At 58.7% G+C, this 24816-nt stretch carries 22 protein-coding genes and 2 pseudogenes; 10 read left to right on the plus strand and 14 right to left on the minus strand.

Annotation, left to right across the window (positions count from 1 at the left end; genetic code table 11):
- Nucleotides 1-82 precede the first annotated feature (82 nt).
- From JVX98_RS31225 to JVX98_RS31240, 4 genes are all read right to left on the minus strand, one after another.
- Nucleotides 83-406, minus strand: coding sequence for a hypothetical protein (locus JVX98_RS31225; RefSeq protein ID WP_205239684.1), 324 nt, complete (start codon nt 404-406; stop codon nt 83-85).
- A 100-nt stretch (nt 407-506) separates the two neighbouring features.
- Nucleotides 507-1502 (minus strand): HupE/UreJ family protein, encoded by a 996-nt coding sequence (locus tag JVX98_RS31230; RefSeq protein ID WP_205239685.1) that lies wholly within the window; start codon nt 1500-1502, stop codon nt 507-509.
- Nucleotides 1499-2350, minus strand: coding sequence for a peptidyl-prolyl cis-trans isomerase (locus JVX98_RS31235; protein ID WP_205239686.1), 852 nt, complete (start codon nt 2348-2350; stop codon nt 1499-1501). The genes JVX98_RS31230 and JVX98_RS31235 overlap by 4 nt, the downstream gene beginning before the upstream one ends.
- An 82-nt stretch (nt 2351-2432) precedes the next feature.
- The gene (locus JVX98_RS31240; protein WP_205239687.1) at nt 2433-4373 is read right to left on the minus strand and encodes a DUF3604 domain-containing protein; all 1941 of its coding nucleotides are present in this window, start codon (nt 4371-4373) and stop codon (nt 2433-2435) included.
- A gap of 335 nt (nt 4374-4708) precedes the next feature.
- Here JVX98_RS31240 and JVX98_RS32425 point away from each other — a divergent pair.
- Both JVX98_RS32425 and JVX98_RS32430 read left to right on the plus strand, forming a co-directional pair.
- Nucleotides 4709-5740, plus strand: a pseudogene (locus JVX98_RS32425) (zinc-dependent alcohol dehydrogenase family protein); the annotation flags it as partial.
- Nucleotides 5741-6061: 321 nt separating this feature from the next.
- Nucleotides 6062-6325, plus strand: coding sequence for a GNAT family N-acetyltransferase (locus tag JVX98_RS32430; protein WP_371826600.1), 264 nt, complete (start codon nt 6062-6064; stop codon nt 6323-6325).
- Nucleotides 6326-6674: 349 nt separating this feature from the next.
- On the opposite strand, the gene JVX98_RS31250 is transcribed toward JVX98_RS32430, so the two are convergent.
- Complete coding sequence (locus JVX98_RS31250) at nt 6675-7034, minus strand: hypothetical protein (protein WP_192448545.1); 360 nt, start codon at nt 7032-7034, stop codon at nt 6675-6677.
- A gap of 540 nt (nt 7035-7574) precedes the next feature.
- On the opposite strand from JVX98_RS31250, the gene JVX98_RS31255 reads away from it, so the two are divergent.
- A complete protein-coding gene (locus tag JVX98_RS31255; protein WP_246765086.1) occupies nt 7575-8402 on the plus strand; it encodes a MarC family protein in 828 nt (275 codons plus the stop codon).
- A 36-nt stretch (nt 8403-8438) separates the two neighbouring features.
- Here the strand turns inward: JVX98_RS31255 and JVX98_RS31260 are convergent, their stop codons facing one another.
- Together JVX98_RS31260 and JVX98_RS31265 are read right to left on the minus strand one after the other, a co-directional pair.
- Nucleotides 8439-9542 carry a DUF2254 domain-containing protein gene (locus tag JVX98_RS31260; RefSeq protein WP_371826587.1) on the minus strand — a complete coding sequence of 368 codons (1104 nt, stop codon included), beginning with the start codon at nt 9540-9542 and terminating at the stop codon, nt 8439-8441.
- A 239-nt stretch (nt 9543-9781) separates the two neighbouring features.
- Complete coding sequence (locus tag JVX98_RS31265; protein WP_205239689.1) at nt 9782-11887, minus strand: mechanosensitive ion channel family protein; 2106 nt, start codon at nt 11885-11887, stop codon at nt 9782-9784.
- Between the two features lie 311 nt (nt 11888-12198).
- Between JVX98_RS31265 and JVX98_RS31270 the strand changes: the two genes are divergently transcribed.
- From JVX98_RS31270 to JVX98_RS31295, 6 genes are all read left to right on the plus strand, one after another.
- Nucleotides 12199-12897, plus strand: a complete 699-nt coding sequence (locus JVX98_RS31270; protein ID WP_246765087.1) for a VIT1/CCC1 transporter family protein — start codon at nt 12199-12201, stop codon at nt 12895-12897.
- A gap of 197 nt (nt 12898-13094) precedes the next feature.
- Nucleotides 13095-13874, plus strand: coding sequence for a polyphosphate kinase 2 (gene ppk2, locus JVX98_RS31275; RefSeq protein WP_246765138.1), 780 nt, complete (start codon nt 13095-13097; stop codon nt 13872-13874).
- 34 nt (nt 13875-13908) lie between these two features.
- Nucleotides 13909-14481, plus strand: coding sequence for a CYTH domain-containing protein (locus tag JVX98_RS31280; RefSeq protein WP_205239691.1), 573 nt, complete (start codon nt 13909-13911; stop codon nt 14479-14481).
- A gap of 357 nt (nt 14482-14838) precedes the next feature.
- Nucleotides 14839-15546, plus strand: coding sequence for a hypothetical protein (locus JVX98_RS32435; protein ID WP_371826588.1), 708 nt, complete (start codon nt 14839-14841; stop codon nt 15544-15546).
- A gap of 93 nt (nt 15547-15639) precedes the next feature.
- Nucleotides 15640-16170: a hypothetical protein gene (locus tag JVX98_RS31290; protein ID WP_205239692.1), complete on the plus strand. Its 531-nt coding sequence runs from the start codon at nt 15640-15642 to the stop codon at nt 16168-16170.
- Between the two features lie 43 nt (nt 16171-16213).
- Nucleotides 16214-16747, plus strand: a complete 534-nt coding sequence (locus JVX98_RS31295) for a hypothetical protein (protein WP_205239693.1) — start codon at nt 16214-16216, stop codon at nt 16745-16747.
- 534 nt (nt 16748-17281) lie between these two features.
- Here JVX98_RS31295 and JVX98_RS31300 read toward each other — a convergent pair.
- The 4 genes and pseudogenes from JVX98_RS31300 to JVX98_RS31315 all read right to left on the minus strand — a co-directional run.
- Nucleotides 17282-17509, minus strand: a pseudogene (locus tag JVX98_RS31300) (ATP-binding protein); the annotation flags it as partial.
- A 228-nt stretch (nt 17510-17737) separates the two neighbouring features.
- On the minus strand, nt 17738-18934 hold the full coding sequence (locus JVX98_RS31305; protein WP_205239694.1) for an MFS transporter: 1197 nt from the start codon (nt 18932-18934) through the stop codon (nt 17738-17740).
- Nucleotides 18935-19093: 159 nt separating this feature from the next.
- The gene (locus tag JVX98_RS31310) at nt 19094-19663 is read right to left on the minus strand and encodes a helix-turn-helix transcriptional regulator (RefSeq protein ID WP_205239695.1); all 570 of its coding nucleotides are present in this window, start codon (nt 19661-19663) and stop codon (nt 19094-19096) included.
- A gap of 285 nt (nt 19664-19948) precedes the next feature.
- The gene (locus tag JVX98_RS31315; protein ID WP_192448553.1) at nt 19949-20086 is read right to left on the minus strand and encodes a hypothetical protein; all 138 of its coding nucleotides are present in this window, start codon (nt 20084-20086) and stop codon (nt 19949-19951) included.
- Nucleotides 20087-20264: 178 nt separating this feature from the next.
- Here JVX98_RS31315 and JVX98_RS31320 point away from each other — a divergent pair, with 178 nt between their 5' ends.
- Entirely contained in the window at nt 20265-20411 is a 147-nt protein-coding gene (locus tag JVX98_RS31320; protein WP_205240107.1) for a hypothetical protein, read from the plus strand.
- A 119-nt stretch (nt 20412-20530) separates the two neighbouring features.
- On the opposite strand, the gene JVX98_RS31325 is transcribed toward JVX98_RS31320, so the two are convergent.
- The 3 genes from JVX98_RS31325 to JVX98_RS31335 form a co-directional block, all read right to left on the minus strand.
- Entirely contained in the window at nt 20531-21874 is a 1344-nt protein-coding gene (locus JVX98_RS31325) for a hypothetical protein (protein ID WP_192448554.1), read from the minus strand.
- Nucleotides 21875-22413: 539 nt separating this feature from the next.
- Nucleotides 22414-23034 carry a pentapeptide repeat-containing protein gene (locus tag JVX98_RS31330; protein ID WP_205239696.1) on the minus strand — a complete coding sequence of 207 codons (621 nt, stop codon included), beginning with the start codon at nt 23032-23034 and terminating at the stop codon, nt 22414-22416.
- Between the two features lie 247 nt (nt 23035-23281).
- Nucleotides 23282-24559 (minus strand): pilus assembly protein TadG-related protein, encoded by a 1278-nt coding sequence (locus tag JVX98_RS31335; RefSeq protein WP_205239697.1) that lies wholly within the window; start codon nt 24557-24559, stop codon nt 23282-23284.
- Nucleotides 24560-24816 lie beyond the last annotated feature (257 nt).

Genomic DNA, 24816 nt, shown 5'->3' on the forward strand with positions numbered 1-24816 from the left:
AGCTCGCGCCCTTCGATCGAAGACACTCCGTGAAGACACTCCGTAAAGGTCACAGGGTTGGCCGCCCACCACTTCCGAATGATCACGGCCTGATAAGTGCACTCTTGATCTCGCCCATCCGCCGATCGAGGGTATTATGTCCAGCTTGCATGATATCAATGTCGAACAGGTGACCGACGACCGCCAATTCTTTCATCAGATCACCAATAATGAGGTCGATCCGCCTCGTGGCCCCTGGTCCCACCGACGACACGTCAACATCATGATCAGCTTCCTGATCAAGTGCCCGGTTGAGTTCCAGTGCGGCGGCCAGGAACCTCTTTTGACATTCGCCAAGGTTGGTCACCGATGTGGCACCACTGCATGCCACCGTCAGCCGAACAGCCTTGTTCTGAAACTCGCTCATTCTTTCCTCTCCGATTTATCCGCCAAACGTGAATTGAACCTCGTTCAAAAGGGGGCGCTTTCCTGCCGCGTGCCATGCCTTCGACCCAACATTCCGACAATCAAATCGCCATAGTGGCGACCCGGGGAATGAACCAGAGCATCGCGCTGGTGCCGATGCCGTAGGCTATTGCCTGGCGCGCCAAGCTCGTATTGAGAACGAGCAACGCGCGGGCAACCCAGGCAATCGCCAGCGCCGTGACGACGAAGATGATCTGTCCGGCCTCGACGCCCAGGTTGAAAGTCAAAAGGCTGATCGGCACATCCGATTGCGGCAAGCCGATCTCCTTCAGCGCGCCGGAGAAGCCGAAGCCGTGCAGCAGGCCGAAGGCGAAGGCAACCACCCAGGGATAGGCTTCGGAGAGACGCACCTCGTTCGGTCTTGCCTTCAGCAGTTCGCTTGCGACGAAGGCGATGCTGAGGGCGACGGTCGCTTCGACCGGCTTCTGGGGAAGGCTGAAATAACCGAGCGATGCGCCGGCGAGTGTGATGCTGTGGGCGACGGTGAAGGCCGTGATCGTCTTGAACAGCATAAAGCGATCACGGATCAGCAGCATCAGCGCAAGGACGAAGATCAGATGATCGAAGCCGAGCATGATGTGTTCAACGCCGAGCAGGAAATAGGTCCGGGCGACTTCGAGGCTGGTCTGCGCGCCGGCCACCGTGAAAGAGGGCGCATCTGGCATCAGGCGCCCGACCTCGGAGCCACCGTTCTGATAGCCAATGCGCACCAGCGCCTCGGTCAACGTCGTCTTGAGCCCGTCGATGGCGATCTGACTGTTGCGCAATCCTCCCGCGCAGTCGACGGTCCAGCGCTCCAGATAGGCGCTGCCTTCGAATGACCGGACCGGCCTGGCCCTTTCGATGCATTGCCTCGGCAGGCGCGCGTCAAGCGCCAGCCGCATCCGGCCCTGCGCCGGTACCTTCCAGAGCACCGCAAAGGCATCGGGCGCGGTTTCGCGGATGTCGAGAAAAGCAGGGCGAACCTCATGAGCCAGGGCTGGGGCGCCAAAGAGCAACAGGAGAGGAAAAGCGAGAAGGGCGCCAGACTTTCTCAACGGCTCTCTCCCGCAGCCGTGGGGGCTTCGATGCTGATCTCATAGTGCGCCAGCAACGCGCCGAAGCGTTGCCGCTCGAGTTCGGTGCGTCTCGCGTTTTCCCATTCCCGTGTGACTTCGTCGCGGATGCCCGCGAGTTGCTGCACCTGACCCGGCGTGCGCTCCGTGACCCTGACCAGATGGAGACCGAAGCTGCTGGCGATCGGCCCCGTCCACTTGCCGATGGGTACCGTTTCGAGCCCATCGGCAAGCGCGCCACCAAACATCTGGTCGATCGCCGCCCTGTTTGTGAGTTCGACAGTGGCAGGCAGCAGCGAGGTATCGCCAAGGAGGGCCGGATCGGCCGTGTCGTTGGTGCGGAGTTCCGCAAGGAGGGCCTCGGCGTCTTTGGCGATCGTATCGCCATGGCGGGACGGATTGAGGAAGACCTGTTCAAATGCCAGCGTCGCAGAGGTGGTAAAGGCTGAGGGATTGGCCGCGAGATAGGCTTCCAACTCCGGATCTGTGGCTGTCAGCGGGGCGGAGTCGGCGGCGCTGAGGAATTCCATCTTCTGGCGCAGACGGCGGCGCACGACCGTGTCGCCTCGGTCGAGACCTAGCTGTAGCGCCTGGCGCACCAGGATCTCCTCCTTCACATAATCGTCGATCATGCCTTTCAGCTCGTCTTTATTGGGCGGACGCTGCCAGGTCTTGGCAAAAACCGTCGCCATCTGCTCGATCTTCGCGACACTTACGACTATTTTGTCCGGCGCATCCGCACCGCGGCGCAAAAGGTCGTGGGCCGCGAAAATCAAAAGCGCCACCACCAGGAAATGGAACAGGGGCTCTCGGCGGATGCGCTTCAGCATGCCGTTCTCCGTTCGCTTGACGCATGGCGATGGGTGCACGAACCTCGTGCACCCGCCCACGGGTCGTGGTCCATTTTCCGGCTCACGGCGTGTACCAGATCGGCGAGGTGTAGGCGCGCTCTGTCACAGTCATGCGCGTGCCTTCGAGCGCCTTCGTTCCGAAACGCTTGCCATCATAGGCCGTCCAGCGGGGGGTCGGGATCTCAAGGACGCGGCCATAGTAGAACGCCTTCTGGTTCGGGTCGAACTTGGGATCCTTCCAGACCGCGATCAGTTCGGGCGCGCCGATCGTATTGGTCCATGTGGCGTTTGCGACGTCGACCGTATCACCGACCGGTGGGACCTTGCCGTCCGCGCCCGGCTTGCGGCCCGCACTCCAGGCGACGTCATAGACCTGTTCATGTGTCTCGCCATTGCCGTCGAGCCAGCCTTTGACGATCTGGTAGCGGTCGAGATTGGCGCCGATCGGGTCCCGAAGCGCGGCGACGAGGAATGTGGGTGCCTTGCCCTCGGGCGCCTTCGTCAGGTCGCCACCCATCGGCACGCCCTTGGCATAGCCGATAGCCCCGGGATTGCGGCCTTCGGCATCGGCCGGATCGAAGTCCCAGCCGGCGAAGAAGCGCACGAGCATACGCGGCCCAGTCGTCGCATAAGTCTCCTTGCGTTGCATGGCGTCCCAAATAGATTCGCGGGTATTCTCTTGTGCCCATACGGCCGCGTAACCGGATGCCCCGACTTCCCAGTCCATCACTGTGATGTTGGTCTTGGCGTCCTTAACGAAGGTCGCTGTCAGCCGTTCAGGGCTAGGTTCCTGCGGGGTCGTCTTGCCGAAGAAGTTGTCTTCTTCCATAGCCGCCAGACCTGTATGGGAGTCCGAGCTGCCCACCAGTCCGAACTTGTATGGGTTGGTGCCAAGCTGAGCTTCCAGCTTCAGGCCATTCTTGAGGGCGGAGCGCGCATATTCGAATTCGAGCATCTCGGGTGTCTTGCGCTCGCTGGCATCGAGATTGCCGAAGTCCCAGATCTCGAAGCTGGCGAACTCATCATTGGGCGAAAGCGCCGGGTGCGCCTCGCCGGTGCCTTTGGTTTGGGTCGTCTCATAGAGGCGCTCCCAGCGGGAGCGTTGCTCGACGTAGTCCTTGTCCACCGGTTTGCCCGTGAAGGATTCGATCATTCGGAACATGCGCCCGTTGGACAAGTTACCGTTGTGTGCGATCGCCAGCACATTGCCGCCGGTCTTGTCCTCGTAAGCCTGCATCCACTTCCACAGGTCGCGCGGGTTGTCGCTACCGAGTGGTTTTAGCGTCGTATAGGGTACGACCTGGCTCGCCTTGTCGGCGTTGTCGCGGAAGATGACGTTGCGGTGCAGGTTGTTGCCGGCCGTGTTCGAGGTCCATTCGTAGCCGATGAAAGCGGTAAAGTGGCCGGGCTCGTTGTATTCTTCGGCCGCCTTGATCGTATCCTGCCAGGCATTCTTGTAAGGGCGCGTGTCGGGTCCATAGATCATCGACGGCGGCAAGGTCCCCTTGCCGAAGCTGAAGATGATCTCCAGCGCGGCTTTTGCGCCCTGGCCGGACGTGATCATCTCGTACCAGCTCTTGGCCTGAGGGTCGGCGATGACGTCCGGCTTGCCGGCAAAGAGGTCTGGGAACATGCCCATATTGTCAGAATGATCGGCGACCACAAGGAAGTCCAGTGGACGTGACAGCTTCGCCGGCTGACCACTCGACGCCATGATCTCCTCGCCGCGGGCAAAACGATAGGCATCGCGAGGGGTCAACCGCGCGCCAAAGGCTCCGGCGTCGAACGAGGCTCCGGTGTGAAGATGCGTGTCGCCGAACAGGGGGCGGGTCGGAAAACTGCGACCCGCATACGGCGAATAGAGGGGTTTTCTGGCGAAAGCCTTTTCGGCTTTGGCCACATCCAACGTACCGGTGTCTCCATGTTCCTGCGCTATCGCCGGGAGTGCTGGACCAAGGCTCAGCACACTTGCGAGGATGAATTTCGCAGAGGTGTTTTTCATTGTTACCCTCCATGCCGGCACGATCGTATCGCGAAAGCCCGGCTCTCCGCCTTCAACGATCTCACACAGGGGCAATCACGACTTTGACGCCGATCAAAATCACGCTGGCCGGATCGCTGGCGACGCCTTGTTGCGCGCTAATGCCACCTTAGTACTCGAGGGAGCGTCCATAACTTGCAAGGCCGCGGTCCACTGCCCGGCTAAAGGAAATGTCGGTTCCAATTCCCGCGCCATGTGCGCCGTTCGTTTGAACTTTGACTGGCGTCAAAGCAGGTTTCCGGCGGCGCGCGCACAATTGTAGATGTTTTCGACCCCAGCTTGCGAAGGAGAAATTGATGAAGGCGCTCGTCTATGAAGGACCGGGACGCAAGTCGCTCATGGAGCGGCCGATACCGACGATCGTTGCTGGAACCGACGCCATTGTGAAAATCACGAGGACGACGATATGCGGGACGGATCTGCATATTCTCAAAGGACACGTGCCGAGTTGCGCAGCCGGCCGTATTCTCGGTCATGAGGGTGTGGGTATCGTGGAAGAAACAGGGGGCGCGGTGAGCCAGTTCAAGAAGGGCGACCACGTCCTGATCTCCTGCATATCGTCTTGCGGCAAATGCGACTACTGCCGCCGCGGAATGTACTCCCACTGTACCTCTGGCGGATGGATTCTCGGGAACACCATCGACGGTACCCAAGCCGAGTACGTCCGCATTCCGCATGCCGACACCAGCCTTTACCCGATTCCAAGAGGTGCTGACGAAGAGGCGCTCGTTATGCTCAGCGATGTTCTTCCAACCGGCTTCGAATGCGGCGTGCTCAACGGCAAGGTGGAGCCGGGTGCGACGGTTGCCATAGTCGGTTGCGGGCCGATCGGATTGGCGGCGTTGATAACGGCGCAACTCTACTCACCAGCCGAACTCATTATGATCGACGTTGACGAGAACCGCCTCACAGTTGCACGCCGTTTCGGTGCGACACAGACAATACAGGCGAGTGGTGACGTTGCCTCGCGAGAAGTGATGAGGCTGACACAGGGAAAGGGTGTCGATACTGCGATCGAGGCGGTTGGGATCCCCGCCACATTCCAACTCTGCCAGGACATCGTCGCACCCGGGGGCGTAATCGCGAATATAGGCGTCCACGGCGCCAAGGCCGATTTGCATCTGGAGACGCTCTGGTCGAGAAACGTCAAGATCACGACGCGACTAGTCGATGCGGCAACAACTTCATTGCTTTTAAGAACCGTACAATCTGGAAAAATCGATCCCAAGGACCTCATTACACATCGCTTCAATCTCAGACAGATTAGCGAGGCATATGAGACCTTCGGGAATGCCGCGCGCACGAAAGCGCTTAAGGTGATAATCGAGACGGATTTTGCTCAAAGTCTGCAGGCAGTCGTTACGACAGAACAGCAGACCAAGAACTCGACTGCAACAGACGTTTGGAGCTGCAATCTCATCACGCGGAGCGGTCTTGTCCTCCATGTCCGTCCTGTTCGTCCTGAAGACGACGTACGTTTGGCCGAGTTTTTCACCCATCTAACGCCGCAAGATTTGCGCTTCCGCTTTCTCGGTGGGGTCAGGGAGGTCAGCCGCGAGCGTCTCCTTTCGATGACAAATGTCGATCACCGCCTGACCGAAAATTTCCTCGCATTCGGTGATGATAGTGAGAAGATCATCGCCACCGCCATGGTAGCCCGCGACGCTTCGACGGAAAGGGCAGAAGTTGCGATCTCCGTTCGTGCTGAACACAAACATATGGGCGTCGCTTGGGAGTTGCTGCGCCATGTCGCTCGATTTGCGGAAGCGTCGGGCGCCAAGTCCCTAGAATCGCTCGAAAGTCGAGCAAACCATGAGGCGATCGAACTCGAACAGGAACAAGGTTTCGTGGCAATTCCCTATGAGGATGATCCGACCCTCGTCCTCATTCGCAAAGATTTGCGACAAGGCTAGTGCGCAGCAGCCTGTTAGTCGGCGGCGCCTTCGAAATTGTGGGTCTCAGCGGGTAGGCAAAATGGCTTGCGGCCGGAGCGCAGTCGCTATGCGAACCTACATCGCTATGCAAACTTCAACCCGAATTGCGGAGAGAGGGCGGGCCATCAGAGCCCGCCCCCCCATCGCGAGTGCAGTTCACAGCGGACTGCCATATCCTGGCCGCGCTCTGGTGCATGGAGTAAAGTTCGAGACGATAGCGGATCACGTTAGCGTGTCCAAACGCCAGGTTGTGCGGATTTTCGCCCACGGCTGCTACTTTGGCATGACAATGCATGCCCGGCGGCATTCGAATGGACATCGTCTGACTTTATTGATCGCGCATGAAGCCCTGTATTTCCTCGGATGTTACCTTTCCGTCTTTGTTCACATCGACAGCGTCGAAGATCCGCTTATGGATCGCGGTGATTTCGTCGAAGGACAGCGCGCCGTCGCCATTGACGTCGGCAACGGCAAACATGATTTTCATCATAGGACCGTGCATCATGCCCGGCCGCATGTAGCCCCTGAAGCGGTTCCACCCTCCGCCCATCATCGCCCCGGGCATCATTTCGTAGGCGGGTTGTTCATCTCGGTTCTCGGCCGGAGGCTGTTGAGCGAGGGACAGGGTCGGACTGGTTGATAAGAGCACCGCCGTAATTGCTGCATATGCGCATTTCGCCGTGTCCATGGGATCCTCCATCAATTGTTGGATGTTTGCGGCGCAAGACGCAGATTTGCTTCGCGTGTTGGGCTCACCGCAATCGTATCAATAAATCTCAAGTTACCTCCAGAATGAGACGGCGTCCTTGCGCTGCGTCAATACTCAGTCAGGATGTGCAATGGCTCTTCCGACAGCGGTCGATAAGCATGATGTCAAGTGCAAGTAGCTGTCTCGGATACAACAACTTTCGGTGTTCGCCGGGGTCAACCAACCGCGGCATTCCCGAGGCACGGTTGCTTGTCATCGCCGTAGCGCACGCCACCTGGGGCAGACTTTGAATGGACAGAGCCTGTCGTCGGGGATCATCGCAGGACCGCCGGGCGGCAAGTTTGTTGGAAATCAATGCGTATTGCGACGATTTGCTGCAACCTTTCTGACGGAGGTACAAAGATCCAGGCCGCGAGCGGTAAGACGAACCGGTTCAGCCTTCGTGCCGCCGGCTCCAGCGCCGTCTGATCCATCGGTGAAAGCTGCGGATCTATCGGGTCCGCTTCCGGGAGAATGGCGATGCCCTTGACTGTGGAATGGCCAAAAATGATGTGCCTGCACGAATACATAGCCATTCTTGCAGCATCAAGCAGACAGGATACTCGCGTGGCTGAGACATTGCGACGGCGCTATTTGCACTGTTCCAAGTTTTTCACCGCACTGTTGGTAATTCTTGCTTGCTTTCCAGCTCATTCTTTTGCGCAAGCGACATATAACGTAGCGTTGCCGGAGGTCGAATTTGGTGCGCGAAAAGTTTTCTTGATGCTTTTTCTTATGCTTGGCCCGATCAAGATCCTGGTACCGTTTGTGACGATAACCAAGACATGGGAGCCCGCATTTCGACGCAGAGCCACCCAAAGAGCAATATTCTTCTCCGCCGGCGCACTGGCGGTTGCCGGCCTTCTTGGGCGCACCATGCTTGAGAACTTTGAGATTTCGTTGCCGGTTCTAGCCATGACCGGTGGTGTCATTCTTTTCCTGGTGGCGCTGCGAACCATTCTACAGCAATCAGCAAGTCCAACGGATCACGCTCTTGCACCAGACCGCGCGCCGGACATGAAACTGGCCTTCTCGCCTCTAGCTTTTCCAACGATCGTCACACCTTACGGGATCGCCGCGGTCATCGTCTTTTCAACGCTTGCAGGCAATCGCCAAGCTGAAGGCCTGACCGTGGCTGCTATCGTATTGTTGATCCTTGCGCTCGATTGGCTTGCGATGCTCTTCGCCGATGCCCTACTAAAATGGGTCGGGACCTCGCTTCAGGTTTTGGCAGTGGTGCTCGGTGTCACCCAAGCAGCGCTCGGACTTCAAATCATCCTCCATAGCTTCAACATGATTGAATGGTGAACATTTCTCGCTGATCTGCCTGATGCTTCACTGCAGTTACTCGTTCACCGATCCTCCCAAACCCTGCATATCGGCGATGCGCGCCAAAGCGGCGTCCTCAGGCAGGAGGTAGGCCTTGTCGATCATTCGATCGAGCAGATCGCGCTCAGCCCGCAACGCCTGTCTCCGGCTCTCGGGCAGTACGTTTTCAAGGATGTCGATCATGGCATGAAGCCTCCTCGCGATCTGAAGGTTGTCTGCTCCATAGATCCTGATCTCGCGACACGTGAGCTGGACGAAGTCTTCCCAGTCCGGTGTCGGAAATATCACCCGCAGGCGTCCGGCTCCGTCACGCAGATACTCATTGCGCAGATCGCGTCCACCAACCGTGGTCAGTAGGCGATGCAGTTGGTCGATTGCCATCACGGCTGTCGTAGCGTCGTTGATCGCTTTGGAGAGCGCCTTCGTGGCAATATCGACAATGACCCAGAAAGCGAAAGTCGGGTCCTGCTCGATGGTTCGCTCACGCCCAAACGCAACGCTGCTGCTAAGTTCGCTGGGGGAGATTGTCCTGGCGCCGCCATATAGCCGGAACAACGGCTGGCCACAGGCTACGAAGTCGCCGACGCGTGCGGCAAGCTCGACGACACCGTCTGTCCGCGAGGCCTGGCTCAGCAGGGATTTTACGTCCACCGCAAGAATGATGTCTGATGAGCCGGCGTGTAAGACGACCTCATCCGCCTTTCCGGGAACATCTCGCACCTGCAGTGGCCCCACACTCTCCCTCCAGCGTTCAGGATAAACGCTTTTGATGACGGTGAAGCCTTGCTCGGCGACACTGTGAATGATGCTGACTGGACGCAGCAATCGAGCTGAATGATCAATCAAGTAGAGAAATGCCGCCAGCGAGAGGACGCCGAGGGCGGCCGAGATCCACACTATGGCGGCTGGGGCCGATGAGTTCACGCGACTTATCGCGCCTATGGCGAACAGCAGCGTGAAAATAAACAAGCCGACGGTAAACCGGATAACATTGTCTCGCAGCAGCGTGGTCGCGATGATCCGCGGCGTTAGCTGCCCACTGGCGATCTGTATCGCCACAAGCAGTGAGCCGAATGTGAAAACGAGAAACGAAAGCGCCAGGCTTATGATCGCCTGCATTGCAGCAACCGTGCCATCGATTCCCAAGGGCTAAGCCGGGATCCACCGTATCCATTCCTCGGAGCTAAGAACAGCACGAAAAAATGCCTGCTGCGCAATGAGCGCAAAAAATGGGATAATCCACAAAGAGGCGCGCACGTAGCTCTTGAGTGAATACAGCTTGTTCCAGCTCATCTTTTGTCATGCCCTCCCTTGGACCGACGAGCGTGCGGCGGCTACGCAAGGTCTTGAGGGATTCCTCAGGACATGGGTTGGCCCGCCGCTTCGGCAACCTTTGCCGCTTTTGCCGATTGCTGAATCTGATGAGCGGCAGCAGCCGCAGATTCACCACTTCCTTCCACATGGACTGTCGGCACAGCGATCTTGATGCCATTTTCATCGAACACCTTCTTGATCATCATGAAGGCGCGCCGCTTGATGGCAAACTGCGCGTTGGGTTTGGTCATGAGCTTGAGCCTGAGCACGATCGCGAAGTCGCCGAAGCTATCGACGCCCTGCATTTTCAAGGGCTGCAATGTGTCTGCCGCGAACTCAGGGTCCGCGGCCAATTCCTGACCGACCTTCTTTATGAGCTTGCGAGCCAGCTCTATGTCGGAATCGTAAGTGACGTTGATTGTCATTTTGTCGATCACCCAGTCTCTGCTCATGTTCTCAATGGCGCCAAGTTCTCCGAACGGGACGGTGAAGATAGGTCCGCGGTGATGCCTCAAACGTACGGACCGCAGACTGAACGATTCGACAGTTCCCTTGTAGCTGCCGCTTTGGATGTACTCGCCAACGCGAAATGCGTCGTCCAGCATGTAGAAGACGCCACTTAGGACGTCCTTTACCAGGGTCTGCGAGCCGAATCCGATGGCAACACCAAATATGCCGGCACCGGCAAGCAAGGGTGCAATCTGGACGCCCAATCCAGACAAGATCGTCAAAATGGAGATCACACCGATCAGGACCGCCAACGTGTTGCGAAAGATAGGAAGCAAGGTCCGCAATCTGTCGGTTCGGGCCGGATTGTTTCCTGCATCGTTTGATTGTTCCGCAAGCTCCATACGATAGGCGATAAGCGCCTTGGACGACTGCCAAATCAAGTCTGCCACAAGCAGGATGACGATCGCGTTCGACGCGCCATTGACCACGACCTGGCCGACTTCGCTACCGGCCAGAGCCGCTGCACTGAATCGCCACATATAGGCAAGCCACGCGACAGCTGCGGCGATCACCAGCGCACGAGCGCCTCTGACGATCACCACGTTCAACAGGATCCCGAGAGCTCCACGCAATTGCGCTCGGCTTGCCAGGGTTTGGGCCAAGCGGCCGACGCTGCGGATAACACCAGGTAGGACCAGGGAATAGATACCGACAAACAGCAGGCCGAGAAGTCCGCCGACCCAAGCAAGCCAGAGAAGTACCATGTACACAGACAGCAGCGATCGTACGATGACGGAGGTGGCCACCCTTGGCCGCCGCCAAACCGTCTCAGTCCCGATTCCAAGGATGCCTAAGCCGAGCACGAATGCGGCGAGCTTTGTAATCTCCGCGGAAAAGCCCAATGAGGACATCACGTTCACCGCGACCCATCCGGCCAATGTAAGACCGGCGACGAGATCGATACGGCAAAGCCAGAACTGAGCGACTGTATCGACTTGAGAGATGGATGAAAGATTTTCGGGATCTTCGCTAACGCCGTCAAAAGCCAGCAGCAATCGGCCGATGCCGTGGATCAATCGAAACAGTATCAACGCGACAAGCAGCAGCAGGATCGTCTTGCCAAGTAGAGGGGGCCAATCGAACAACAGGTAAAGACCAGTGGGCGCCAGGGAGAAGGTGACCAGAGCGACGGCGTGCAACATGGTCGCCCGTACCGGGTCCACGCTCGACCAGTCTGTGTTGCGCCTAGCGAGCACACGCAAAATTAGCCGTTCGGCGCCAAAGCCTACCGCAAGCAAGGCCCCAAAGATGATTAGGACGAGTCCGGGTTTGCCTGCGTTTACGTCACGCACAAATACTGCAGAAGAATTCGCGATCTCGTCTGGCACTCGATCGATTGCACCGACGACAGCGGCAACTCTGCCCCTAACGGCTGCTCCCCAATCGGAGATCGCGTCCGCAATCGAAGTTTCTGCGGCTGGAGCCTGCACAGCGACCTTACCCTCCAGCCACGACTTGACCTCCGGGTTGTTTGCAAGATCGAGAAACTGTCGGACTTTCTCAGGCGGCAGGTCCGTTACCCCCGCTGATGGACTGGTTGCTGCAAACGAGATGTCGGGTGCAACTGAAAGGGCGACCAATGCAATAGGGGTGATCCAGAGACGCCACGGACACGAAAAACTGGACACAATCGCCTTCATATTCAACGTACCTGAATTGTTGTCGCGCCCCAGCGGCAGGACTTGGATGGTTCGTGAACTGAAACCGTTGGACGGGGCGTCGACATTCGAGGTGGGCGGCGTTTACTTCGACCGTGTTCGGTCGTAGCGATCAGCGTCACGGCCAAAACACGGGGACCGACGGCCGCACCGCAAGTGTTCTCTAAAAAGATATTTCGAAAACCGAGATCGGACATTGACGCGGATCAATTCAAGCGCGAAGCGGCGCTGGCATAGTAGAGATAACTAAAACTCTGGTGGCATTAGCTCTGTTTTGACGGTCGAGGCTCGCGATGAAGGACGGCGGCAGACAAACGGTCAGCGATACCATTGCAACACCCAAGAGCACGTCGCCGTTCCGACGCGTTCTAGATCCTGTCGACCGCGCAGCTGAGATTCTTTTCGGCCTGATCATGGTGATGACATTCACAGGCTCGCTTGGTGTCGCTCAAGCTGGCAGCGCGGATGTCAAGGCGATGATCGTAGGGGCACTCAGCTGTAACCTGGCATGGGGGATTATTGACGCGGTGATGTTTTTGATGAGTTCGACAGCTGAGCGCCGACTTTCGAAAAAAACCGTTGAGGCAGTTCAAACGGCAGCCAGCCCATCGATCGCGCGATCGGTCATAGAAGGCGCCCTACCGCCTCTGGTCCTGCCAGCGCTCTGTGCTAGCGACTTCGAGCGGATCCGGCTGCATCTGAATAGTCTGCCTGCCGACAAAACGCGCGTTGGAATTCAGGCGCAAGACTTCGTCGGCGCCCTTGCTGTCTTCGTGCTCGTTTTTTCGCTCACCTTTCCAGTCGTCGCCCCCTTCTTTTTCATAGGCGATGTCACAAGCGCTCTGCGCGTTTCCAATGGGATCGCGATCGGACTGCTATTCATCACCGGCTATACCCTGGGGCGTCATGCGGGAGCGCCGCTGCGCATTGGGCTTTTGATGGTTGCGGTGGGTCTGGGGATGGTGGCGATAGCCTTGGTGCTGGGCGGATGAGGCTCCGCTGCGCCAGTCTTTAGGATTCAGCGCCGCAATCCGCCGCCGGCCACCAAGTATTCGATGGTCCTGCATACGGCTTTCAAGGGAGGAATGGCCCCATGTCAAAGAACGGTAAAGGAAAGAACAAGGACAAAACGGCGAAACATGGCAGGGATGTGCGCAAAGCGCTTGAGAACGCAAATTCCGGCGAGCGGATGAGCTCCGCAGCGGTTGCTGACTATGGAAAGGAGTTGCGTCGGCTACAGGTGGAGATCGCACATCTGCAGGCTTGGGTGAAGAAGTCAAAGGCACGCATTGTTATCATCTTCGAGGGGCGCGATGCCGCGGGAAAAGGAGGGGTGATCAAACGCATAACCGAGCGCGTCAGTCCGCGCGTGTTCCGCGTGGTTGCCCTGCCGGCGCCGACCGATCGGGAGAAAAGCCAGATCTATATCCAGCGCTATATACCGCATCTGCCCGCGGCTGGCGAAATCGTCATATTCGATCGTTCCTGGTACAACCGGCCAGGGGTTGAACGTGTCATGGGCTTCTGCAGCGACGAGATGGCACGGCGCTTTCTCGAGCTCGCGCCACGTTTCGAAGCTGCCATCGTCGAGAGCGGTATCATACTGCTCAAGTACTTCCTCGATGTCAGCGAGGACGAACAGGAGCGCCGCTTCCGTCAGCGCATCGGCGATCCGCTTCGCCAATGGAAGCTCAGTCCAATGGACGTCGAATCCTATCAGCGCTGGTGGGACTACAGTATTGCTTACGATGAGATGATCCGGATGACCGACACGGAATACGCCCCCTGGTGGATTGTTCGATCCGACGACAAGAAGCGGGCGCGCATAAACTGTATTTCTCACATCCTTTCCGTCATCCCCTACGAGAAGGTGAAGTTCGATGAACCAGACTTGGGAAAACGTCAGAAGCGACCCAATGACTATGCTGAAAGCCCGCATGTGCGCCATTATGTGCCTAGCGTCTTGTAAGCAAGCGCGCCAATCGTTTGCCGGAGATTAAGAAATGACAGCGGAGATTGAGAGAATATCTCTTGTCGCCAACGATGGCTGGCGGCAACATGCCTCCGAGGGTTCTTTTCTGCAACAAATCTATCTGGTGGCAACGCGACGGCAAACTGTGCGTATTCGCGCGATCGAGGGCCGACACGCTAGGCTCACAGTCAAGATCCGAACCAGCCGCAATCGGCGTGAAGAATACGAATACGATATACCCTATTGCGACGCGCAGGAGATGTTTGGGCTTACCCGCGACTTTCTTCGAAAGACGCGTTACGAGGTAAATGGCTACATCCGGGAAGTCGACGTCTATTCAGGTCAAAATCGTGGGCTTGTTGTTGCAGAAGTCGAACTCGACGACGTCAAGGATACTCCCTCTTTGCCAGAATGGCTTGGTCCTGAGATCACCGGGAATGAGCTCTATTCAAGCCGGAGACTCATAAAGGGGCGGCCGCACGCATCAGGCCTGACCCCGCCCTGCGCGATGAAGTCAGGACTTTACAGACATAAAGTGGATCCAATGTTGGGTCGCCAAATTGCTGTAGGGATAAGCGCTGAGACGTGCCTGAAAGTCACATAAGAAGGGAACTCGCGCGTTATTTATCAACACGCCCGTTCAGGTTTCGGGGCTTCCATAGCGAAAATCGCAGGAGACGCCTCCCCATTGCTGTCAGCGCCGAATTAGATCGTCTGGCCAGGGAACGGCAACTCGATGCCGCGGGCGTCGAAAATCCGTTTCCCCGCTCCGTTGAGCGCTTTTCCAATTTCCCAGCGCTTGCCTCGCCAAGGCTGTGTATCCGAACCAAGCGATGTCGCCGAGTTTGAAATCGGATCCGCTCGCATCTCCTGGAATGCATCGAATAGCGCCGCACGGGGCCTCGACGCCCTCGCGGTACACAATGCGGATGCCGCCGACACGGGACGAGAAGTCGCCCCATTGGCCACCATGTCGATCGCGGGGAATGAAAAACAGGAACATGAGGTAGGCAAGAACGGAATATTGCCACTGCGCCGCGATAAAATCGATCTGGCGGTGCTGCGCGCCAAGGTCTCGCGTTGTAAAGAAACTCGCTTCTGGCAAGCGGTCTGTGCTGCAGACGAATGGACGGCTTCGCGCAATTTTGCATCAGTATTGGCAGAGCCTCGAGCGCGTTTGCCGAAGTACTCATTGACACCTGGCTTCGCTCGTCGGAAAAGTCGCCTTAGAGCTGGAGAGGGAAAAATCATGGCAGAAGAAATCAACCCGGTTGGAACGGTCGCGGCCGTGGAAGCGACTACGCCGGCAGACGTGCCCGTGCCCAAGAAGCGCGGACCGCGGGCAAAAAAAGTAGCTCTGGATGCAACGACGGCAGAGGCAAGTATTGCACCGGCCGCCAAGAGGGGCCGCAAGCGCAAGGAAGCCCCGGTTGAGGCGAAGGCGGCAAACCAGGCGGCGCCTACCGTCAAAACAAGGGCAAAGGCTGCCATCAAAGGCAGTGGAAAGGGGCCCGCGTCGAAGCCGTCGGCAGGATCGACGGGTGCGGTCCTCGACGAGATTGCAGACCTTCTTCAGCTGGAGGAAGAAAATGCACGGCTGCGCAAGGCACTCGCAGATAAACTGCGTGCCGAAAACGCCGATCTGAAGAAGCGGCTCGGGCTTAACTGATCACGCGGTGAAAGGCCTATCGTTCATGCGGTCGGCCTTTGTCATCGCGTCGTTTAGATACGAGCTTGGAATAGGTCCGGGTGACGAGGCATCATGAAATCACCATGGAAGTTCTTGGTTGACCTGGCATCGAGAGGCAGAGCCGTCGAACAGCCGGAGCGCATGCCGGAAGCTGCGCCCGAAAGGCCGACTGAGCCCCCTATGCCGATGGAAGACCCAATCGCCGCTTCAACGTCCGATGGGACGGCAGCGATTGTCGAGACGGCACTGGTTGCGGTCGAAACCGATCCCGTTGCCGGAGAAACGGTCAGCCTCGCTGTTAAAATCCGTGACGATAAAGCAATCGCGTCTGTTGCGTCTGAGCCGGCTCGCGCCACTGAAGCAGTGGTCCCACCTCGCCGAAAACTCTCCAGACGGCACAAACCGAGCAAATCGAAGGCTCAAAACGTTGCGTCCGCTGACGGTGTCGCGTATGAGGTCGGGAACTCCAAGCCCCGCGTGCCGATCGCTTTTGCCGATGAGGTTACAGCGCTGGACGAGGACATCAGACAACTAAGGCGGCAACTGGGACAAAAACTGGCTTTGCAGAACGCTCAGCTCAAGAAAATGCTTGAGCGGTTTTGACGGGTTCCGCCCAGGCCTGCCGCGCTCCCGACCTTGGATTCCGATGAAACCACAGCAGCGAAAGTTTATCGTCGAAGTGAAGCCGTCTCGCCGGCGCTCGGCAGTCCGACCCGCCTCGATATGGGGCGATACCGACTTGAAAGCGTTGGCGCGCGAGGCCGAGAGCCAAGCGCCGCATCTCTTTGAAACGGTCGGTCAAGCCGACGCCGCACCAGCGCCACTGAGTGCCGAGGGCTCTGATCATGATGGCGGCTCAGCCGGCGGTGGTTTGGCAATCGCCGGCCTTGCCGGATCGGAAGAAGTCGCCGTTCTGCCGGCTCACTCTGAAGCCGCTTCACGCTCGCAAGTCAACGTAGATCCTCGGGCCGAGGTGTCTCAGCTTGCGAAACGACCGCGTGCGGCGCGGATAGTGCGCCGTGCACGAAGCAAGATGGTGGCGACGGCCGTACCAGTTGCCGCCGACCCACTCGCTGCGCTCGAAGAAGAAAATCGCAGATTGAAAGAGCTTCTGGCTCGGCGACTTAGGCAGGAAAATGCCTTGCTTTTGCAGATGCTTGAGCGGTTCAGCGCAAACTAGGACGCGTCCGGCTCTGTGTTCTTCCGGGCCCGAGCGACATCTCCCTTCGATATTCAATCCCAGCAGCCTGTCCTTGGCGTTGAAGCGCTTCGCGCCGTAAAGCGCAACCTCCATTCGGTCTTAAGCGGCCTTCGCGTTCGCTACGGCTGGCCCACGTCCGGTTCGTTGCGGCTGGTAGCCGCCGAGGGGGGCTCGGTTCCTTACTTTCTCACGACATATCGATCGCGATCTCAGATGTTTCAACAATGTGTCCATATGGGAAAGCTGCTGGCTGGACCGGGCGCGAACTTGCAGACGTGATGGATTGGCCGGTGGAAGTGCGTCGCATTGTGCTTTGTGAGTTTCGCGCATCATGCCTACGGCGGGGAGATGGCTGACCGTAAAGGGGCAACACGCTCGGAACATCTAGCACATTAGTGCGTTGGAATTTAGAGCAGTCTCAAAGGTGCACTCGCAACACAGGCAGCGTTTTATACACAGCCTGTTGATTGCCACTGAGAACTGAGGCGTTTCCACCGAGAATTGACCCACCTGTTAGGTATGTTTCGGGTCTGTGGTAGTGGTCAAGTTCCTCGGTTTCTCCTTTGTCGTTTTGGGCTCGTGCGCGGAGCTGTTTTTGAAGCGGAAGCTGTTGTTTCCGGTTTCCAGGATGTGGCAGTGGTGCGTGAGCCGGTCCAGCAGCGCCGTAGTCATCTTGGCATCGCCGAAGACGATGGCCCATTCGCTGAAACTGAGGTTTGTCGTGAGGACGGCAATAAGCCTGATCACTGATGACAATTTGGCTTCCCAAGCGGTCGCGCGAAAACTTGGGGCCGCGCTTGAGCGACACGTGGATATCAGTGGCATGCGCTACGGCGTATACCGGCACGTCCTTGGAGATTCGCCGATTTAGCCGTTCAAGGGAGCGCTCATCTGGTTCGGAAAGCTGCCCGCGGTCTGGGACCCGTCGACTTGCAGTCTCCTCTCAATGACCGTTGCGATCGACACTGCCTATAGCCTGGATGCGTCGGCGGCCTCGCGTGTGGGATCCGGCATCGCCGGAAGAAGGAGTAGGAGGACCACCGATAGAAGGTGGATGGCCGTGGCGACGAACGCGAGGGCCGCGAGTCCGGCTGCGATGATGGGGGCGGCGATGACGGTTCCGAGCGTCGTGATCATGAAGATGAAAAAGACGATCAGCGCCGATCCGCGCGCATTGTTGGCGCCCGAGGCAAGGATGCCGCGATAGAAGCCGATGGGGCCACGAAGGCCCAAGCCGATCGCCATGGGCGTAAACAATAGAGGCAAAATCAGCGTGTTGGTGCCGCCCGTGAGCCCATAGGCGAGGAGCGCAAGGGCACTCAAGGCTGCCATGACGGTGCCGGTCAGGATGACGTTTTCAGCGCCAAAACGTTCGGCGATCCGGGCGGTGAGATTGGCGACGATGATGAACCCGGAAATGTTGATCACCTGCATGATGATGAAGTCGTTGAGCGAGCCGCCCATCGACGCGACGATGACCGTCGGCGCGCCGAAGACGAAGGTGAGAAGCCCGCCGAGCGTCAGGGCCTGGCTGAGCGCGTAGCGCATGAAGATGCGATCGGTAAGCAGTTGCCCATAGCTGCCGCGCGTATCGGAGGTCTTTTCCTCCTGGGGCAGCCCGAGCACGAGGATGAGCACCGCGGCGAGCAGTGTCAAAACACCCAACAGTTCGAACGACGATTGCCATCCGAAATGCGAGAGCAGCAGCACGCCGAAGATGGGCGCAAGCGCCGGCACCAGCGATTCCACGCTGCCAAGGAACCCGATTGCGCGCACCGCCGCCTTGTCGGTGAACAGCTGGCGGATCAACCCCGGGCCAAAGACAGGAGCTGCCGCAGACGCCACACCCTGAATGAACCTCAGCGCGATCAGTGCCGTGATGTCCGGCGAGAAGGCGCAGGCGAGCGAGGCGGCCGCAAATGCGCCAAGCGAAGACAAGAGCAGCGCCTTGCGCGAAAAATGATCCGCCAAGCGCCCATAAAGAAGCAGGCCGAGACCGCCACCGCCGACATAGGCGGCAAGCACCAGCTGCGCGGTCGCCCTGTCGGTGCCGAAGATTTCAGGCAATTGCGGGACAGCCGGCAAGATGAGGTCAGTCCCTGCCAGCGACAACGTTGCGCAGAGGATGAGAAGGGAAAACGTGATGGCGCGACGCGAATTTGTCATTGTCCGGGGTGCTCTTGGCCGTTTGATCGTGACCGATGGGATCTGGAGTGCAGGTGCCCTGCCCGCAGGGTTTTGCGAGACGGTGGTTCAGGGCAACTCGTGGTCACGTCAGGCTAACAAGGGCTGCACAGCTTGGACAACGAATGAAATATTCGCGTCTCAGACAGGACCGACGCTGGTTACGAGGCGACCGACACGCCCGTCGGAAATCCCTACTCGTTCCCACCGGATGATGCTTGGGGGGATCGGCATATCGGGGTCGTCGCTGCCATCGGTCGTGAACTGGATGGCGCCCGACCAGACTTCTTCAAACCAGCCGAGTCCCTGCAGTTGAAGCTCTCTCTCGATGATTTCCGCCGTCGCGTATCGCCAGAGCGAGACGCCGAAGAAGGACGCCGCGGAGATCCGCCACTGGGCTTGTCTCGCCGGTGACGCGCTCAAAAGCGCATGCGTATCGTCGCAAACAAGATGAACCGGAAACGGCGCTGTTTCGATGAGCCGCCGCAAGGTCAGGTCTATCCCGACGCTTTCGTGCCGCTCCAGCAGCTTTTCGACCCGAGTCCGGGCCTTTGCCGAAGGCTCATGCCGGCCCGCTTCCCACCGCGACAGCAGACCCTGCGACACGCCAAGATCCGCCGCCAGCGTCTCCTGCTTGATCTGCCTTAGCCTGCGGAAGCGTCGAAGCCGGCATCCGAGCGGCAAAGCGCAAATCTTCAGATCGAGCTCCATATCTTCCTCGCGACAATGGCCCCCTCGCCTCTCGAATAGCAAGGACGCTTGGTCGGATGTCAACAGCGACCTGAGGCTCTGAAGGACAGAGAGCTGACTTAACGGGAAGGACGGGGTGCCAACGGGGTCTCCAGGGGGTAAGCTGGATCTCGATCGATTTTCTTGGCAGCCCGGAGATGTTCGGCGCCACTACGGCTGAAGATCAGGCGATGCTTCGTGCTAGGCAAATCGCCTGATCGGCCGTCATCTGCTGTCAGGGGTCAGACAGCTGCCGCCAGCGCTGCTTCAGCGCGGTGCAACCGCGCCCGCATAAAAACCGCCGTCGCCACCGTAGTAATCCTGTCTGACACTGCTCGCACCGCCGCCGGTCTGGGAGCATCCGGCAAGCGCGGAGAGTACGAGCAAGACTGTGGCGATACGCATTGGGTTTGATCCTTTCTTGGTTGTCACACACATAGTCACAGGCAAACGCCCGGACAACCCGGCGACGACACGACTTTCAACCAAACCCTGTATCCGAACGATCACGATATCGAGACAAAGGCGCACATTCTGGCTCTCGGCGCGCCCTACTTCTTGACTGCCAATATTTACGAGAGAAGTGTCCGCAGCCGGCACGACGAAGACCGAAGCGCTCGCTAAATTGGATCGGCTGGCACGTAAGACGCTGGTTGCCCTGGACAACGAGGGTCGTACCAAGGCGCTGGCCAAGCGGTTGCAATCGTCGCGCGTCGTATCGCTCAACTGACGATCGACACCGCCAATACTACCTGATGTCACGGACAGCGATAGCGTTGCGCGCCTGATCAGACGCGCAACCGAATACGACTTAAGAAGACAGGCAGTGGGCCGCCCGCTTCGTCGCGCTCAGGCCGCTTCGAGAGCGTCGTTAGCTGATCCTTTGTTCTGGATCAGCGTGCGCGCGACGATATCGTGGTTGAGCCACAGAACAGGAGCCGATGGCGCCGAGCTCTCACCAAAGATGAGCTGCCCAACAGCCTCGACGACCAGACGGCTCAGGAGATCGGAGATCAGCGTCTTGCCATCCCTGTGCATCGCCGTGATCTCGCTCGAGGTCCCGATCGTCAGGTCGGACTGACCCGGGTTGTTGGGCATCGGCCAGGACGAAAAGTCGTAGAACGGCCGCATCACTTCGCTCGTCTGCATATCGGAAATCTTCTGCAAGACGTCCTCGACGGTGAAGCCATCTGCCAGGAGATCCTGGCAGGCCTGCCATTGCTTGGCGACCCATTCGCCCCCGCCCTCTTTTTTCAGCGCGAGCAGAAGCGGAATGAGGGGCAGCTCGATACCGGCAAACACGTCGGACGAATTGGTGCGGATTTCAGGGCAATTGTAGACCGTCGCCTTGATGCCGTTGTTCCAGGCATCCTCGGCGATGCGCTCAAGGCGCATCTTGGCGTAGCCTTGGGTGTAGTTGGTGTAGGTCTGCCAGCGATATTCGTTGGCGACGAGAATACCCGTGCCGTGATAGCCGAATGCCGAATAACGCACCTGGCCTCCGGAAGCCTCGATGCGCGCCCGGATGGCTGCACTCAGGTCGATCAGGTGTCGGAACGTGTTGGCCGATACTTCGTCGAAATTCTGCAGGATGAGCTTGCCCAAATCGCTGTCGAGGAGCGTTTGCGACGACATGTGCCGCGCGCCACGTCCCTTGTAGACGCGATTGGCGATGACCATGAACACCTTGGCCTTCGGGATGCCGCCGGCCATGGTATGTGCGAAGAAGACATTCTTGCCATCAGCGATCATGCCGTCGAGGACACTCATGACCTCAGAAAGGGCGTTCTTGAAGCGCTCGACGCCGGCGTCACGGCATTTCTCGATGTGCGACCAGTCGAGCTTCTCGTCTTCCCAGGTCTCGAGCGTCATCTTCGCGAGAAGGTCGGTTGGAGTGGGCTCGCCTTCAGGCGCGTCAAGATCGAAGCCGGCCATGATCGGCACGTTGATGATCTTGCCGCCGAGCCGGGCTTCGGCCGCCGCAAGTTCCTCGGCGTTCAGGGGCCGCAGGACATTGGCTTCGTCTCGTCTGCCAACCGTGATCCCGACAATTTCCATGCCGGCCTTCTTGGCTTGGTCAACCAGATGCGTGGCATAGCCCCGATCGAACAGCTCACCAAACAGAACGAAAACATCGCCTGCACGGAAAATGTTCGTCCGCGGGAAGTGCGTCAGAGGGGTCGGTTTTTTCATATTGCCGGTTCTCACAAGGCTGGGTCGCGGAGCAACCAAAAAAACTACGTGATGAACCACTGCACTGATTGGCGGCAAGTGGGAAGTGACATTAAGTGTCGTTACAATTCAAACCGTGAGCGGAGCGGAACGGCAGCGGCTTCCATTCCAGCCCCTGAGCAGCCTGGAACGATCGATCCTTCCGCCTGGCTTTTCAGCGTTTTGACGCGATTTCTGCCGGGTGATGAGCAGGCTTGGCTTGCCTCAAAATGCGGCAAGCGGACCGGGTATTCCACCTCGCTTGGCCAAGGCGGCAGGGGCTCAGAGCCGCTAGCGCCACAGATCGTTTTGCCGAACCGCGACCTTGCGGCCGGAGTGATTCTCATCGTGCCGAAGAATTCGACACCCTCGACCCGATCTTGCCCTTGCGCCACCGTGACCAGCTTGCTGTGCGCCGTTGACAGTACGACGGCATTTACGTTCAAGCCGAGATGGAAGGCGGAAGGCCGCCGAAGCGAAGCCGCAACCGGTGAGCAGGTGGTCACACACAGGTGCGACTCTCACTTTCGCCTGACGTCGAGGCCCAATGCTTCGGCGATGACGATCGTCTGGTCGATCGTGATGATGGCGTCCTTGAGGAGGACGTTTTCGGGATCGAAGGCGGTGAGGTCGCTGCCCCTGAGGTCACATGTGGTGAAATCGGCCCCATGCAGCCAGGCGCCGGAGAGATCGACGTCCCTGAGCGAGCCGCCTTTGCAGGAGGCGCCGGTCAGGTCCGCTTCCCGCAGTCGCGTTTCCTTAAAGGATGCCCGGCCGAGTGCGGCACCTGGCAAGCCGGTAAAGGACCAGTCGCCGCCGGTCACCTGCATCTGGTCGAACTCGCAGGCGTCGAACATGCTGCCGACGAACTTGCACTCCTTAAAGCGGCTGTCGAAGAACTTGCAGGAGACGAACGTGCAATTCACGAAGGCGCTCGCCTGGTGTGATGAGGCGTTGAACCGGGCGCGCCGGAAGGTGCATTCGTGAAACACCACGCCGACGGTTTGCGCCTCTGTCAGGTCGAGGTCGACGAACAGCGTGTTGTCGTACCGCTCCCGCTCGATCTGGCGACCATACCAGTCGGCGCTCGCGATCGTGCTGTCGGTCTTGGGCGGCGCTTCGCCGTATCGTCGTTCAGCCATATCCATCCATCTGGGGCCCTGCACGAAGCGAGCCGCCTTTCGTTGCGTCGCCGCCGAGCATTTCGGTCTTAGCCATGTTTGGCAATGCGAAAACGAACGGGAACGGAGTCACCGTGGCGCACAATTTCGGAGGCTGGTTTTGGTTTCGGTCGCTGAGAAAAGGGGGAGACATGCGCGTTTCCACCCTTTTGCCGATCCGCGTCGATTGCGAGGGCGCCAGCGATCTAACGCCTGCGGCCGGGCGACGCTATTCCACCAGCCGCACGCCGCCTCCCCTGCCGAAGCTGTTGGGGATGAAATCCTTGCCATCTTCCGCCGGCTTCTTGAAGAAGGCTGTTCCTGACACGTAGAGGTTCAGAACCCTGGTAATCAGTGCGGTGAATTTCGATTCCGAATTGAGGCTGCCGCTGACGTTCCAGTCGATCACGGCATGAGGCAAGTAGATCGCCCCATTATAGAAGCTTCCGGCAGACGTGTTGATGCGGAACTGGACGTTGCTGTCCTTCGCCTGCCGGCCCTGGAACATCAGGATGCCGGCATGCGTGCCGCTGGTCGGTGCCGATACCTGCAGGATCGCCGCGCCGTTCAGAAAGAACGGCGATTGCGCGTCTTCGAAGTAGAAAAGCACGTCCTTGCCGATAACCTTGGCCGATGTGTTCAAGGTCAATGCGCCACGGCGGAACGCGTAGATGCCAGGCTTCAGCGTCAACTCGTCCGTGGAGTTCACGGTCAACCCGCCGCAATAGACGCCTGGCTCGAGCGACGACTTGCCCTGGCTGTTGATCGTCTTCAGGCTTTGGGAAGTACAGGGGGCGTTGGGCGACACCGGTTCGGGCATGCCGGCCAGGGGGTCCGGCACGACGGGCGATCCGTCGACAGGCGGCGGCGAAATCAACCGGCCGGAGAGTTTCGACTGGCCGGTGACTGCGATCAGCGGTGCTGCGAACTTCCCCTGGTTTTCGGCGTAGAACGCACGTTGCGAATGGGACGAGTTCACCTGGAAGCCGCATTCGCTGGTGACCGAGTTCGAATTGATAATCTTCAGCGCATCGGCCCTGCTCGGATCGAGGATCAGGATGCAGGCCGAGCTGCCGGATCCTCGGGCGGCTTTTGCGACGACCGAGATCGGAACCGTCCGGAAGCCGAACATATGCATGATGGCGGTTTCGTAGTCCTCATTGACGGCCACCGCCACCGTGTCACGCTCGACGGTGACCTGATGGTCCCAGCTGGCAGGCTCCTTCAGATCCTGCTTTTCGTTGCTGCTTAGATGGGCGCCGAGAAACCCAGCCGCGATCTCCTTTTCCGAACCGGCGCTTGCTGCTGCTCCTGCAAGTGCCGCGGCATCGGCAGCGCTTTGCATCGCGGCCTTGCGGTTGACCGCGGCTGCGAAATCGATCGCAACGCCAAGGGCGGCAATGAGGGGGATAGCGACAAGCGCTGCCAAGAGGCCGAAGTTCCCGGACCGACATTTCAGCAGGGCCGAGGCGCAACGCCTGATCAGTGGCAGGTTCAGTATGTTCATGGCAGTTTCTTTGCAACTAGATGGAGAGTATCTGCCTCATCGTGCAGGGGGCCTTGCCAATCCTTTAATTTCGAGCCGAGTTAACGGTATGCAGCCTCTCAGGCACTCGTCAGGGCGCCGACAAAGGTACGAGGTGAGGGGTTTCGACGAGATTTTGCACTTTGCGCGTCGTGCGCGGGCAAAATCGGCCATTTGCTGCGATCGTCGGTTCAGAGCGACTTGCATGTAATTGACGGGCCGCGCGCTCGCGATCCTCA

The sequence above is a fragment of the Ensifer sp. PDNC004 genome (assembly GCF_016919405.1).
Lineage (GTDB): Bacteria > Pseudomonadota > Alphaproteobacteria > Rhizobiales > Rhizobiaceae > Ensifer.

Excerpts from the sequence above, each read along its gene's own strand:
- JVX98_RS31225 (WP_205239684.1), bottom strand. The coding sequence starts at position 406 with ATGAGCGAGTTTCAGAACAAGGCTGTTCGGCTGACGGTGGCATGCAGT.
- JVX98_RS31235 (WP_205239686.1), bottom strand. The coding sequence starts at position 2,350 with ATGCTGAAGCGCATCCGCCGAGAGCCCCTGTTCCATTTCCTGGTGGTG.
- JVX98_RS31240 (WP_205239687.1), bottom strand. The coding sequence starts at position 4,373 with ATGAAAAACACCTCTGCGAAATTCATCCTCGCAAGTGTGCTGAGCCTT.
- JVX98_RS32430 (WP_371826600.1), top strand. The coding sequence starts at position 6,062 with ATGGTAGCCCGCGACGCTTCGACGGAAAGGGCAGAAGTTGCGATCTCC.
- JVX98_RS31250 (WP_192448545.1), bottom strand. The coding sequence starts at position 7,034 with ATGGACACGGCGAAATGCGCATATGCAGCAATTACGGCGGTGCTCTTA.
- JVX98_RS31255 (WP_246765086.1), top strand. The coding sequence starts at position 7,575 with ATGCCCTTGACTGTGGAATGGCCAAAAATGATGTGCCTGCACGAATAC.
- JVX98_RS31260 (WP_371826587.1), bottom strand. The coding sequence starts at position 9,542 with ATGCAGGCGATCATAAGCCTGGCGCTTTCGTTTCTCGTTTTCACATTC.
- JVX98_RS31265 (WP_205239689.1), bottom strand. The coding sequence starts at position 11,887 with ATGAAGGCGATTGTGTCCAGTTTTTCGTGTCCGTGGCGTCTCTGGATC.
- JVX98_RS31270 (WP_246765087.1), top strand. The coding sequence starts at position 12,199 with ATGAAGGACGGCGGCAGACAAACGGTCAGCGATACCATTGCAACACCC.
- ppk2 (WP_246765138.1), top strand. The coding sequence starts at position 13,095 with ATGAGCTCCGCAGCGGTTGCTGACTATGGAAAGGAGTTGCGTCGGCTA.
- JVX98_RS31280 (WP_205239691.1), top strand. The coding sequence starts at position 13,909 with ATGACAGCGGAGATTGAGAGAATATCTCTTGTCGCCAACGATGGCTGG.
- JVX98_RS31290 (WP_205239692.1), top strand. The coding sequence starts at position 15,640 with ATGAAATCACCATGGAAGTTCTTGGTTGACCTGGCATCGAGAGGCAGA.
- JVX98_RS31295 (WP_205239693.1), top strand. The coding sequence starts at position 16,214 with ATGAAACCACAGCAGCGAAAGTTTATCGTCGAAGTGAAGCCGTCTCGC.
- JVX98_RS31305 (WP_205239694.1), bottom strand. The coding sequence starts at position 18,934 with ATGACAAATTCGCGTCGCGCCATCACGTTTTCCCTTCTCATCCTCTGC.
- JVX98_RS31310 (WP_205239695.1), bottom strand. The coding sequence starts at position 19,663 with ATGGAGCTCGATCTGAAGATTTGCGCTTTGCCGCTCGGATGCCGGCTT.
- JVX98_RS31315 (WP_192448553.1), bottom strand. The coding sequence starts at position 20,086 with ATGCGTATCGCCACAGTCTTGCTCGTACTCTCCGCGCTTGCCGGATGC.
- JVX98_RS31325 (WP_192448554.1), bottom strand. The coding sequence starts at position 21,874 with ATGAAAAAACCGACCCCTCTGACGCACTTCCCGCGGACGAACATTTTC.
- JVX98_RS31330 (WP_205239696.1), bottom strand. The coding sequence starts at position 23,034 with ATGGCTGAACGACGATACGGCGAAGCGCCGCCCAAGACCGACAGCACG.
- JVX98_RS31335 (WP_205239697.1), bottom strand. The coding sequence starts at position 24,559 with ATGAACATACTGAACCTGCCACTGATCAGGCGTTGCGCCTCGGCCCTG.